The organism is Nocardia sp. X0981 (genome assembly GCF_977089955.1).
Window position 1 is genome coordinate 3,586,508 of the sequence record NZ_OZ372435.1, and the last position, 12,899, is coordinate 3,599,406.

At 68.0% G+C, this 12,899-nt stretch carries 11 protein-coding genes; 6 read left to right on the forward strand and 5 right to left on the reverse strand.

All coding sequences use genetic code 11. The features are described 5' to 3' along the window. Positions 1–109 precede the first annotated feature (109 nt). A complete protein-coding gene (locus ACYR7D_RS16010) occupies positions 110–322 on the reverse strand; it encodes a hypothetical protein (protein ID WP_459545376.1) in 213 nt (70 codons plus the stop codon). Between the two features lie 183 nt (positions 323–505). Here ACYR7D_RS16010 and coaE point away from each other — a divergent pair, with 183 nt between their 5' ends. After that, positions 506–1,702, forward strand: a complete 1,197-nt coding sequence (coaE, locus tag ACYR7D_RS16015) for a dephospho-CoA kinase (RefSeq protein ID WP_459545377.1) — start codon at positions 506–508, stop codon at positions 1,700–1,702. Positions 1,703–1,772: 70 nt separating this feature from the next. Here coaE and ACYR7D_RS16020 read toward each other — a convergent pair whose 3' ends face one another. Beyond that, positions 1,773–2,297: a ribonuclease FAU-1 family protein gene (locus tag ACYR7D_RS16020; RefSeq protein WP_459545378.1), complete on the reverse strand. Its 525-nt coding sequence runs from the start codon at positions 2,295–2,297 to the stop codon at positions 1,773–1,775. Positions 2,298–2,432: 135 nt separating this feature from the next. On the opposite strand from ACYR7D_RS16020, the gene uvrB reads away from it, so the two are divergent. Further along, entirely contained in the window at positions 2,433–4,625 is a 2,193-nt protein-coding gene (gene uvrB / locus ACYR7D_RS16025; protein ID WP_459545379.1) for an excinuclease ABC subunit UvrB, read from the forward strand. Positions 4,626–4,648: 23 nt separating this feature from the next. Here the strand turns inward: uvrB and ACYR7D_RS16030 are convergent, their stop codons facing one another. Next, positions 4,649–5,119 (reverse strand): VOC family protein, encoded by a 471-nt coding sequence (locus tag ACYR7D_RS16030; protein WP_459545380.1) that lies wholly within the window; start codon positions 5,117–5,119, stop codon positions 4,649–4,651. A gap of 119 nt (positions 5,120–5,238) precedes the next feature. On the opposite strand from ACYR7D_RS16030, the gene ACYR7D_RS16035 reads away from it, so the two are divergent. From ACYR7D_RS16035 to ACYR7D_RS16045, 3 genes are all read left to right on the forward strand, one after another. Next, the gene (locus tag ACYR7D_RS16035; protein WP_459545381.1) at positions 5,239–6,141 is read left to right on the forward strand and encodes a DUF6597 domain-containing transcriptional factor; all 903 of its coding nucleotides are present in this window, start codon (positions 5,239–5,241) and stop codon (positions 6,139–6,141) included. Between the two features lie 56 nt (positions 6,142–6,197). After that, complete coding sequence (locus ACYR7D_RS16040) at positions 6,198–6,611, forward strand: DoxX family protein (RefSeq protein WP_459545382.1); 414 nt, start codon at positions 6,198–6,200, stop codon at positions 6,609–6,611. 322 nt (positions 6,612–6,933) lie between these two features. Beyond that, complete coding sequence (locus ACYR7D_RS16045) at positions 6,934–7,386, forward strand: universal stress protein (protein ID WP_459545383.1); 453 nt, start codon at positions 6,934–6,936, stop codon at positions 7,384–7,386. Between the two features lie 72 nt (positions 7,387–7,458). Here the strand turns inward: ACYR7D_RS16045 and ACYR7D_RS16050 are convergent, their stop codons facing one another. Further along, positions 7,459–9,789: a HelD family protein gene (locus ACYR7D_RS16050; RefSeq protein ID WP_459545384.1), complete on the reverse strand. Its 2,331-nt coding sequence runs from the start codon at positions 9,787–9,789 to the stop codon at positions 7,459–7,461. Positions 9,790–9,915: 126 nt separating this feature from the next. Beyond that, the gene (locus ACYR7D_RS16055) at positions 9,916–11,250 is read right to left on the reverse strand and encodes a diguanylate cyclase domain-containing protein (protein ID WP_459545385.1); all 1,335 of its coding nucleotides are present in this window, start codon (positions 11,248–11,250) and stop codon (positions 9,916–9,918) included. Positions 11,251–11,408: 158 nt separating this feature from the next. Between ACYR7D_RS16055 and ACYR7D_RS16060 the strand changes: the two genes are divergently transcribed. Continuing rightward, complete coding sequence (locus ACYR7D_RS16060) at positions 11,409–12,590, forward strand: beta-ketoacyl synthase N-terminal-like domain-containing protein (RefSeq protein ID WP_459545386.1); 1,182 nt, start codon at positions 11,409–11,411, stop codon at positions 12,588–12,590. Positions 12,591–12,899 lie beyond the last annotated feature (309 nt).

Genomic DNA, 12,899 nt, shown 5'->3' on the forward strand with positions numbered 1-12,899 from the left:
CCGGCGGATCCCACCGCGGACCTCATCGCCGTCGGCCGCGCTGCGGTCCGGGCCCTCGACACGACGGTGGCCCGGTCCGCCGGACCGGGCCACCGCTGTCCGTCGGGAACTAACCTACCGGGACCGGGACCCAGCGCGGCCAGACGATCGACGGACGTGGGCGATGAGCGGCGAGACTGTGTCGGGGTGCGATGGTGAACAGGATCGGCCAGGCACGGCGGTTCTCCGCCAGATACGCCGCCACAGCCGGAATGGTGAGACAGTGCACCCGCCCCGGCGCCCCCAGCCGGTGCCGGCCTGTGCGGTAGTGCCTGATGCGCATGCTCGTTCCTTTGCTATCCGTAACAGAAGCGGTGAATCGGGGCGTGCACTCAGGCCGAACATTAACGCAGTCACCGGCCCGATCGGGATATTTGCGCTGTTCTGCCACACCTGGGCGTGTCGAGCGGGTGAGGCGCGGAAACCTCGCCGTTGCTCCGGTACCGGGGAATGCGAGACTGTGCGAATGTTACGAATCGGCCTCACCGGCGGTATGGGAGCGGGTAAATCGACGGTCGCGCGGGCACTCGTGGCCCGGGGGGCGGTACTGATCGACTCCGATGTCATCGCGCGGGAAGTGGTCGCGGTCGGCACACCGGGGCTCGCCGCCCTGGTCGAGGCGTTCGGCTCGGATATTCTGGCCGCGGACGGCAGCCTGGATCGGCCGGCCCTGGCGGCCAAGGCGTTTCGCGACGACGAATCCCGCACCACGCTGAATTCGATCACCCACCCGCTGGTGGGGCAGCGCACGGCCGAACTCTTCGCCGCCGCCGCGCCGGACGCCATTGTGGTTCAAGACGTTCCGTTGCTGGTGGAGAACCATATGGCACCGTTCATGCATCTGGTGCTGGTGGTCGACGTGGCCGCCGAAACCCGGATCCGGCGTCTGGTCGAATTCCGTGGCGTATCCGAAGACGATGCGCGGGCGCGGATCGCCGCCCAGGCGACCGACGAGCAGCGCCGCGCCGCCGCCGATGTGCTGCTGGACAACAACGGCCCCACCGAAGTGGTCGAAGCCGCCGTGGCGCGGCTGTGGGACGAGCGGTTGGTGCCGTTCGAGGCGAATCTGCGTTCCGGTAGCGCGGTACGGCCGGCACCCCGGCTCGTCGACCCGGATCCGGACTGGCCCGCGCAGGCGCAGCGGCTGATCGCACGGCTACGGGTGGCCGCCGGCGCCGCCGCGGTACGGGTCGACCATATCGGTGCCACCGCTGTGCCCGGTCTGCCCGCGAAAGATGTGCTCGACCTGCAGATCTGCGTGCCGGACCGCGCCGCGGCCGACGGTATCCGCGACGCGCTGGCCGCCGCCGGGTTCCCGGCGATCCCGCGGCACACCCACGACGATCCCGAGCTCGGTGTGGATGAGGGGCGCTGGGAGAAACGTGTGCACGGCAGTGCCGATCCCGGGCGGCCGGCGTATGTCCATCTGCGGGTTGCCGGTGGGCCCGGTCAGGAATTCGCCCTCGCCTTCCGCGACTGGCTGCGCGCAGAGCCGGCCGCCCGGGCGGAGTACACCGAGGTGAAGCGGAAAGCCGCGGCCGCGGCCGCCGGGCTCGACGGGGAGGGCGCGGTCGCCGCCTGCGCGGCGATCGAAGACCCGTGGTTCGATGCGGTGTACCAGCGGGTGCTCACCTGGCGAGCCGCGCATCCGGAGGAGCGGTAGCGAAGACGCCGGGCGCGCCCAGGCCGCCGGGCGAGGTGCGCGGCGCCTGGAATGCCCGGGCGACCGGGGGTCACAGCCAGGTGAGTGGCATATCGAGCGATGCCGTCCAGGCGAGGAAATCGTAGTTGTGGGCGGCGATACCGTCGATCGCCCGGGTGGCCGTGGCCACTGCTCGCTCGGCGGTGCGGGTGTCCAGCAGGCCCGCGGTGTGCGCGGCCAGGAGTTCGTCGACGTCCATGAGTTCGGTCCCCCGTCCCGTACGGACCACCAGATCGAGATAGTGGTCCTCCGCGCGCCATTTCTTCGGTCCGACCTCGCCGAAGTCGCCGATGTCGAGGTAGTAGTCCTGATCGCGGCGATGCGCGGGCCGGAAATGGAACACCGTCGCCCGCAGGTGCAGTTCGGGGAGCAGCCACGACTCCAGATAATGGAATTGCGCGTGGTCGGCGGTCCGCGCCATGTACAGGCCCCAGGGTTCGAGATGGTAGCGCTCCACATCGCGGACGAATCCTTTCGGATCGGTATTCGTCAATTCCGCGATATCGAAGTACTCCACCTTCGGCCGGTGGACGTGTACGGTCGCTGCCTCGGTCACAGTCGTCGAATCTACCCACTCTGCCGCCCACGCGTCCGGTCCGCCGCTCATCGCGTCGGATCCGATCGCCCGGCGTGCGCCGGGGCACAGGTCGAGGGGCGGGATTCTGTCGGTGTCCGCGCCTAGTCTTGGGGCATGGCATTCGCAACCGAACTCCGTGCGGCCGGCGTCAGCGCAACCGCGGCCGACGGGGAGACTCCGCTGGCGAAATCGGAGTTCCGCCCGGTCGGCGGTATCGAGCGGACCGGCGGCCGGTTCGAGGTGGTCAGCCCGTATCAGCCGGCCGGGGATCAGCCGGCGGCGATCGACGAGCTGGAACGCCGGATCAAGGCGGGGGAGCCCGATGTGGTGCTACTCGGCGCCACCGGTACCGGTAAGTCCGCGACCACCGCCTGGCTCATCGAACGGCTACAGCGGCCCACCCTGGTGATGGCGCCGAACAAGACGCTGGCGGCCCAGCTGGCCAACGAACTGCGCGAGATGCTGCCACACAACGCGGTCGAGTACTTCGTCTCGTATTACGACTACTACCAGCCCGAGGCGTATATCGCGCAGACCGACACCTATATCGAGAAGGACAGCTCGATCAACGACGATGTGGAGCGGTTGCGTCATTCGGCCACCTCCGCACTGCTCTCGCGGCGAGACGTGGTGGTGGTCGCGTCGGTGTCCTGTATCTATGGCCTGGGCACGCCGCAGTCGTACCTGGACCGTTCGGTGCTGCTCGAGGTGGGGACGGAAATCGACCGTGACGCCTTCCTGCGAATGCTGGTGGACGTCCAGTACACACGGAACGATATGTCGTTCACCCGGGGTTCGTTCCGGGTGCGCGGCGATACCGTCGAGATCATCCCCTCGTACGAGGAACTGGCGGTGCGCATCGAATTCTTCGGTGACGAGATCGAGGAACTCTACTATCTGCATCCGCTCACCGGGGATGTGGTGCGCAAAGTCGATATGCTGCGTATCTTCCCCGCCACCCACTATGTGGCGGGCCCGGAGCGGATGGCGCGCGCGGTCACCGATATCGAGGCCGAGCTCGAGGAACGTCTCGCCGAACTCGAGCGCAAGGGCAAGTTGCTGGAGGCCCAGCGATTGCGGATGCGCACCCAGTACGACCTCGAAATGATCCGTCAGGTGGGTTTCTGCTCGGGTATCGAGAACTATTCGCGCCATATCGACGGCCGGCCCGCCGGATCCGCGCCCGCCACCCTGCTGGACTACTTCCCCGACGATTTCCTGCTCGTCATCGACGAATCCCATGTGACGGTGCCGCAGATCGGCGGTATGTACGAGGGGGATATGTCGCGCAAGCGTAATCTCGTCGAATACGGTTTCCGGTTGCCCTCGGCGGTGGACAATCGCCCGCTCACCTGGGAGGAGTTCGCCGAACGGATCGGCCAGGCGGTCTACCTGTCGGCAACGCCCGGCGACTACGAACTGGGCCGCACCGGCGGGGAGGTGGTGGAGCAGGTCATCCGCCCGACCGGGCTGGTCGATCCGCAGGTCGTCGTCAAACCCACCAAGGGCCAGATCGATGATCTGGTGCACGAGATCCGGTTGCGCACCGAGCGTGACGAACGGGTTCTGGTCACCACGCTCACCAAGAAGATGGCCGAGGATCTCACCGATTACCTGCTCGGGCTGGGCGTGCGGGTGCGGTATCTGCATTCGGAGATCGATACGCTGCGGCGCGTGGAGCTGCTGCGGCAGCTGCGGCTCGGTGAGTACGACGTGCTGGTGGGTATCAACCTGCTGCGCGAGGGCCTGGACCTGCCGGAGGTATCGCTGGTCGCGATTCTGGACGCCGACAAGGAGGGCTTCCTGCGCAGTACCAAGAGCCTGATCCAGACCATCGGCCGCGCCGCCCGCAATGTCTCGGGCGAGGTGCACATGTACGCGGACAAGATCACCGATTCGATGCGCGACGCCATCGACGAAACGGAACGCCGGCGCGCCAAACAACTCGCCTACAACGAAGAGATGGGGATCGATCCGCAGCCGCTGCGCAAGAAGATCGCCGATATCCTCGACCAGGTCTACTCCGAGGCCGACGACGAGGTCGCGGTGGGCGGTTCGGGCCGCAATGCCAGCCGCGGCCGCCGCGCCCAGGGTGAGCCGGGGCGGGCGGTGAGCGCGGGCATCGTGGAGGGTCGCGATATCAAGTCGATGCCGCGCGCCGAGCTGGCCGATCTGGTGGCCGAGCTCACCGATCAGATGATGAACGCGGCCCGCGAACTGCAATTCGAGCTCGCGGGCCGGCTCCGCGACGAGATCGCCGATCTCAAGAAGGAGCTGCGCGGTATGGACGCGGCCGGGCTGCAGTGACCGGTATCCGGTCGGTGCGGCGGTCAGCCCTGGGTGGCCAGCCATTCGTTCACACGCCGCTCGGCTTCCTCGCGGGATACGTCCTCCACCCGGGTCATGACGACCCAGCGATGGCCGAACGGATCCAGCAGGGCGCCGTAGCGATCGCCGGTGACGAAGGTGGCCGGATCCTCGGCCACCTTCGCTCCGTGCTCGCGGGCGCGGGCGATCACCGCGTCGACATCCGGGCAGTAGTGGACCAGCGAGGTGTGCACCCATTCACCGGTGGGCACCAGAACGTTCTGCTCCGGCACGGGAAGGCCCAGTTGGATGGTGGAATCACCGATCTTCAGTTCGGCGTGGACGGGTTGCCCGTCGGGCATATCGTTGCGGGTGAGGACCTCGGCGTCGAATACGGCGGTGTAGAAGTCGATCGCGGCATTACCGTCGGGGACTGCGATGAAGACGGTGATCGAATGGTAGCCGGCGGGAATCGGATTCACGGTTTCGCTCATGAGTTCGACTCTGCCCCAGCGGCCCATGCGGATCTTGTAAGAAAGCGACACGTCAGGCGGTACGCGCCGGATCGGGCGTTCGCCGCCTACGTGTGTCCTGCCGGAAAGCCGGGGGCGTGGTGAGCGTGCCCGGGGCCGGCGTGGCCGACGGCGCGATTCCGGCCGGATCGGTACCGCCACCCGGGGACCGCAAGGCGATCCTGTATCCGCACGAGCAGGAGCGGTACCGGACACTGCACCGGCTCCCGCCGGGAGCCGGTGTGGCCTCGTATGTGCAGTGGTACTGGGCGGTGCGCTGGGATATGCGGGGGCGTGCTCCCTATTTTTCCCAAGTGTTGCCGTACCCGTGCGTGCACCTCACTTTCGAACGTGACGGTGACCGGTACGGCGGTTTCGTGAACGGGGTCTGTACCAGAAAATATGTCCGGGAGCTCACGGGCCTGGGGGAGGCCTTCGGAGTACGCTTCCGGCCGGGTGGATTCGGGGCCTTCACCGGACTCGATGCCGGTGCGTTCCGTGATCGCGCGGTACCGCTCACCGAGGTACTGCCCGATACCGGTGATCTCGCCGAGCGAGTGCTCGCCGAACCCACCGATCCAGGACGTCGGCGGGTGGTCGAGGAATACCTGCGCAAGCGTGCTCGCGGCGGAAACGACCCCGGGTACCAGCTGGTCGGTGCCATTGCCGCCGCGATGGCCGAAGATCCGGAACTCACCCGGGTGGATCAGGTCGCCGCGCGGTTCGGGGTGCCGGTGCGCACTCTGCAACGTCTGTTCCGGCGCTATATAGGCGCCGGCCCGAAATGGGTACTGCGCCGGTATCGATTACAGGACGGCGCAGATCTGCTGGCCCAGGGGCGTATCGGAGATCTCGCCGCTCTCGCCGCCGAACTCGGGTATTTCGATCAGGCGCATTTCACTCGGGAGTTCACCGCCGAAATCGGAATGGCTCCGCTGGAATATGCCAAGAATTCGTTACGCTCGCGCGACGAGGTGACCTCGAAGGTGCTGCCGACCGCGTAATCGAAGGCGACATCGCGGATGGCGGTATCCGTCGGCTACAGGATGAGGAGCTGCACATGGATGTCGTGGTGCTGATCGGCCGAGTGATGTTCGTCATTTTGTTCCTGAGCTCGGCGCTGGGGCATTTCACCCAGACCAAGGCCATGGCCGAATACGCGCGGAACAAGGGTGTGCCCATGCCGGAGGCGGCCGTCCTGGGGTCCGGGGTACTGATGTTGCTGGGCAGTATCAGCATCCTGCTCGGTATCTGGGCCGATGCGGGCGCACTGCTGCTGTTCCTCGCGCTCGTACCGACCATGATCATGATGCACAGTTTCTGGAAGGAAACCGATGCGGAGAGTACCCGGGCGGAGACCGTTCAGTTCAACAAAGATCTCGCCCTGGCGGGTGCCTCGCTCATGCTGTTCGCGTTTTTCGCGCATACCGATGAATTGGGTCTGACGCTCACCGGTCCGCTGTTCTCGCTCTGAGCCGCGCAATGGTGCCGCCGCGCCGAAACCGGCAGGCACTGTGAGGAAAATCCCAGGGCGCCAACAACCTTCGTATTCCTTGTGAACCGGCACAGTTCCTTCCGGGTGCGGATGGGAAGTAGCAGGTAGGCGAGGCTGCCGGTGATGAACGGTGAAAAAATGTGAACCGCGGTCGCCGCACCCGGTGTATGTGATGTACGACGAATCCCGATAATCGGGTCGTGGATGCGGCTATGGTCTACGCAGTCGCTGCGCCGCTACCCGGACTTTCCGGGTACGACGAGCGCAGCCGCGTTTATACCCTGCACAGTTGGAGGAGAGAATGACCGCCTACCGGACCATTGTCGTCGGTACCGACGGCTCGGACTCGTCGTACGTCGCCGTGGACAAGGCCGCCGCACTGGCCGGAGCCGCGGGCTCGACACTGATCGTGGCCTGCGCCTACTACCCCACCGACGACCGCGACGTCGCCGCGGCGAGCGATATGCTCAAAGACGAGGCGTACCAGGTTCGAGGCTCGGCGCCCACCAACGAAATCCTGCGTATCGCCCGGGACCGGGCCGTCGCGGCCGGCGCCGAGGAGATCGTGGAGAAGGCGATCGTGGGCGAGCCGGTCGAATCCCTGCTCGACCTCGTCAAGGAGACCCAGGCCGATCTGCTCGTGGTGGGTAACCGCGGTCTGAACACCCTGGCCGGCCGGTTGCTGGGTTCGGTGCCCTCGGATGTGGCGCGTAAATCGAAGTCGGATGTACTGATCGTGCACACCGTGCGCTGACCCGTCCCGCAGGCCACGGCCCCGCCCGGATCCACCGGGCGGGGCCGTGGCCTGTCGCGACCGGCCGCGACCTTACGACTCCAGCCGCCGCAGTTCCGGCGGGAGGCCGGTGCTGTGCACCACGGTGAGCCGTTGGGTGGCGCGGGTGAGCGCGACGTACAGATCGTTACGGCCGCGGGGGGATTCGGCAATGATCGCACTCGGCTCCACCAGGTACACCGCGTCGAATTCCAACCCCTTGGCCTCGGTCACCGTGAGGACCCGCACGGATTCGCCTGCCAGTCCGGACAAATCGGTGACGAGCTCGGCCGGTGCGAGGATCGCGCGCGTACCCGGCCCCTGTTCCTCGGCGAGGAACCCGGCCAGCGCCGCCCCGATCCGGGACGCCGCGACCCGGTGCGCGCGAGGCGGGTGGCCCGATTCCCGCACCGACCGCGGCACCCGGGCCTCCGGATCGATGGCGGCGAGTACATCCGCGGCCACCGCCATGATCTCCGCGGGCGTGCGGTAGTTGACGGTCAGTTCGGTACGTTTCCACCGTTTCGCCACATAGGGTTCCAGCATCTGCGCCCAGGATCCCGCGCCCGCCGGGTCGCCGGTCTGCGCGATATCACCGACCACGGTCACCCAGCGGTTCGGGATCCGGCGCATCACCATGCGCCAGGCCATCTCGGACAGTTCCTGCGCCTCGTCCACGATCACATGCCCGTAGGTCCACGTGCGGTCGCCCGCGGCGCGTTCGGCGGTCGTCTCCCGGTTGCGTACCTGCTGTCGTTCGGCCAGCTGGGTCGCGTCGATGAGGTCGTAAGCCATCAGGATCTCCGGGTCGAGCTCGTCCTCGAGATCCTGCGGGGCCGAACCGGTCAGGATGTCGAGCGCGTCCTGCGCCTCGGCGAGCTGGGCGCGCCAGCGCCGCCGCGCGCGTTCGCGCTCCTCCGCGTCGTCGGTGCCCAGAAGCTCGGCCAGCTCGTCGAGCAAGGGCGCGTCGGCCGCACTGAACTCCCCGGTGCCGGAGCGCAACAACTCGGCCCGGTCGGCGGGGTCCCAGATCTTGCCCGCGGCGCGGTCGAGCCGTTGCGGGTCGGAGAACAGATCTCCGAGCACCTGCTGGGGTGTGAGCAGTGGCCACAGCTCGCCGAGCACCCGCGCCACCTTCGGATCGGCCCGGAGCTCGTCGCTGATCTCGGACAGGTCGGCGGCGCTGAGCAGACTGCGGCCGCCGCTCATCGGATCGGCGCCCAGGGTCTGCGCGAGCTGGTCGGTGAGAGCCTCGATCACCATCGATACGAAGATCGGCCGCGCCAGATTGTGCGGCCGGCGCGAGGAGCGTGCCCGGCCGCGCGCCCGGGTGACGATCTTGCGGTCCACTGTCACCGGATAGCCGTCGAAATTCAGCGTGATCGGTTCGCGCGGTACCTCCTGCCGGTCGCGGACCGCGTTCTTCAGCACCTCCAGTACCGTGAGCGAGCCCTTCAGCTCCCCGGCCCGCAACGAATCGGGCAGGGTGGCCTTCACCCCGGGGTAGAGATCGCCGATCGTGGACAGCAGCACACCGGTTTCGCCCAGGGAGGGCAGCACCTGCCCGATGTAGTCGAGGAAGGTGGCATTGGGGCCGATGATCAGGACACCGCTCTTGGCCAGCTGCTGGCGGTAGGTGTAGAGGAGATACGCCGCGCGGTGCAGGGCCACCGCGGTCTTCCCCGTGCCCGGCCCGCCCTGGACCACCAGTACGCTCTTGTGCTCGGCGCGGATGATCGCGTCCTGCTCGCTCTGGATGGTTTCCACGATGTCCGACATCTGGCCGGTACGGGCGGCGTTCAAGGCGGCCAGCAGGGCGCTTTCACTGCCGACACCACCGTCGGAGGCGGTGACTCCGGCGCGGCGGGCCGCTTCCAGATCGAGGTATTCGTCGTTGACCGCCGTCACCGCGCGGTTGCGGGAACGGATGTGCCGCCGCCGCACCACCCCGTCCGGTGCGGCGGTGGTGGCCAGGTAGAAGGGCCGGGCCAGCGGTGCCCGCCAGTCGAGCAGCAGCGGTTCGTAATCGTTGTCCTCGTCCAGGATGCCGAGGCGGCCGATATAGCGCTGTTCGGGATCGCTGTCACCGTCGGCCAGATCGATGCGGCCGAAACACAGACCGTGCTCGGCGGCATCGTATTTGGCCAGGTCCTCGGTGTAGAGCTGGGTGAACGATTCCCGTTCGGTGCGTGCCTGCGGGGTCCCCCCGGTTTCCAGCAGCACTGTGCGCAGACGCTTCTCGGCGTAGGCGCGCATACCGTCCAGCCGGTCGTACAACACCGACAGATACGCCTGCTCCCGATCGATGTCCCGTGTCACCGCGTCCGGGGGCGCCTCGGCGGCGGTGGCGGCGGTGGGGCGTTCCTCGGTGCGGTTGTCGGGCAAGTTCTGACTCCTTCTCACCCACGGCGGGCCGGGCTCGGCGGGATACGACGCGATTGCGTGCGCAGAGTTGTCGAGTCTACTGCGGCCCCGGACCGGATGACGTTCACGCAGGTAGCCGCGCTGCGTTCAGGAGACGTGGGTGGTGTCGCCGCGCCGGCCGCGCCGCACCGTGGTATCCCGCTTACTGGGTGTCTTGACCTGGTACATGGCCAGGTCGGCGTCGTGCAGTACCGCCTCCGGCGTGCGGGGGTCTCCCGGTTCGAGAGTGGTGACGCCGATGGACGCGTTCACCGCGATGCGATGCCCGCGGGCGACGATCGGCTCGGCCATGGCCGCGCGCAACCGGTGTACCAGCGGGGCGAGTTCCTCGTCGCCGGGCCGTCCGGCCAGCAGAACGAGGAACTCGTCACCGCCGAGCCGGCCCACCAGATCCTCGGGGCGCAGCGCCCGCTGCAACCGGTGCGCCACGATCTGCAACACGGTGTCGCCGATGGCGTGCCCCAGGGTGTCGTTGATGGATTTGAACCTGTCGAGGTCGATGAACATCACCGTGGACACCCGCCGGTGCGCGCCGCTGGCCGCCAGCGCGCCCGACAACTGGGACAGGATCAGCGAACGATTGGCCAGGCCGGTGAGCGGATCATGGGTGGCCTGGTATTCGAGCTGCCGGCGGCTGGCCAGGTATTCGGTGATATCGGCGAAGGAACACACCGCGGCGGCCCCCGGCTCGTCCGGGTTCAGCAGCCGGCTGGACAGGGCCAGCCAGCGCCGCTGGCCGTCGGGCCGGACCACCGCGAAGACGAACGCCGTGATGGTCTCGCCGGTGGCCAGGGTGCGCGCCACCGGATGCCGGGTGCGGGGCATGGGGTGGCCGTTGGCGTCCAGCAGTTCCAGGGGTAGCCGGGTGATATTGGAGCCCACCAGCGGGGTGAGGTCCTCGATACCGAGGATGCGCCGGGCCGCCGGATTCGCCGAGGCGATGATGCCGTCCCGGTAGATGACGGCCACTCCCTCCTCGAGTTGCGAGACCACGGTGGTGAAGTGCTGTTCGGCTCGCCGTTGCGCGCGTTCGGCGGCCTTCTGCTTCGACAGGTCGTGGATGACCACCTGATACGCCAGCCGATCGTGCCAGGCGGTCAGCACCGAAACGGTTTCCGCGGGGACCTCTCGTCCGTCCAGGGCGAGCAGGATCATCTCCGTGGGTTCGGAGGCGATCCCCGTGGCCGTGAGCCCGGCGATCCGCTCGAACATGGAGCGCCGGTAATCGGGGTGTACGAAGCGGGAGATCTTCTGACCGAGGACCGCGGCGAGATTCTCGGCGCCCACGATCCGCAGCGCCGCCGGATTGGCGTAGACGATGATGCCGCGTTCGTGGACACAGATACCGTCGGGGGAGTGTTCGACCAGGGAGCGGTACCGGTGCGCGAGTTGCTCGGCGGCGGAAGCCCTGCGCTCTCCCATACCAACCCCCATCGTCGGTTGACCCGGACATTCAAACACGGCTCTACTCCGGTATCCACACGCTTAGAATCCAGGATGTGGATGTGGTTCTCCGATGATCACGCCACAACGTGTTTCCCGGCGGGGCCGAAGGACCGGGGACCGGCGAGGGAGATGTCATGGTGGGCACCGGACTCGGCATCGATCTTATGACCATCATCGGAATCGGCGCGGTCACCGGGTACGGCTGGGGCCGGGAGACCTTCTGGAAGGGTGTACTCGGCGGGAAATCCGCGGCCCGGTTCGAACCCGGTTACGGTCTGGATCCGGCCACCGGCGGGTGGGCGGCGCTGATACCGGACGGTGGTGAACCCGTTCCCGGCGGCACCCGATACGGGCAGGCGGTTTTCGCGGCCGTCGCCGAAGCGCTGGCCGATGCCCGCGAGCGGGGATGGGTGCCGGGGCCGCGTATCGGGCTCGTCCACGCCGCCGTACTGGGTGATGTGCGGCACTGGCAGGATTTCTCCGGCCCCGCGGGCGCCGGGTTCCGTGGCCGGGATTTCCTGCGCCTGCTGCCGTCCACGCCGGTCTCGGTCATCACCCAGGCATTCGGCTTCACCGGGCCGGTGCTCGGCGTATCGGCCGCCTGCAGTTCGGCGAACGTCGCCCTGTTGCAGGCCCGGCAGTGGTTCGCCGCCGGGCTGGTGGACGATGTGGTGTGCGTGGCCTCGGATCTGTCGGCCACTCCGGAACTGGTCCGGCAGTTCGCGAAACTCGGCGCGGCGGTGGTCGATGTGGAACCGCTGCGGAGCTGCCGGCCGTTCCAGGAGAGCAGCCGGGGATTCGGTGTGGGCGAGGCCGCGGTCGGGTTCGTCCTCACCCGCGGTTGCGGCCGGCCCTACGCCTCGGTGCTCGGTGGGGCGATGAACAATGACGCCTATCACGTCGTCTCGGTGGAACCGAGTCACGAGCGAATCCTGGACTGCGTCCGGATGGCGCTGGCGGATGCCGACGTGGCGGCCGAGCAGATCCGTTACTTCAACGCCCACGGCACCGGCACCGCGCAATGCGACCGCGCCGAGCGCGATGTATTGACCAGGGTTTTCGACGACCGCCCGGCGGTGTATTCGATGAAGCCGCTGGTCGGGCACTGCCAGGCGGCGTCGGGGGCGGTGGAACTCGCGGCGGCGGCACTGGCCTACGACCGGGGCATCCTACCGGCACCACCCGTCTCGGGCCCGGCCCACCCGCGCCTGCTGGACGGGGTCACGCCCGTCGAGCCCGGGCTCACGGCCAAACTCTCCCTCGGTATGGGCGGCCACAATTCGATGCTGGTTCTGGGGCCCGGGGAGCCGCGGTAGTGGTCGGCACCACGCCCCGCGGTCGCGGATGATTGGCCTACTCTGGACTGGTGGCCCGCCCGGCGCGGCCGGCCGGGCACCGGTGCCCGGCCCCGGCACCGATGCCGGTGGTGTGGATCCGCGTGGTCCGCGGTCACGCACAGTATCGCGCCGATGCTCGCCGTCCGGTGAAACTTGTCGGTGGCCCGTCCTAGCATCGCCGCGGGCCCGCTTGTGGCCCGAGCCGACGAGTCGGCCGGGCCGGCCGGGTCGCCGGCCGTGCGGGCACCGAGGTGGCCGTCATCCGGCGTCACGACGCACGGCGGCATC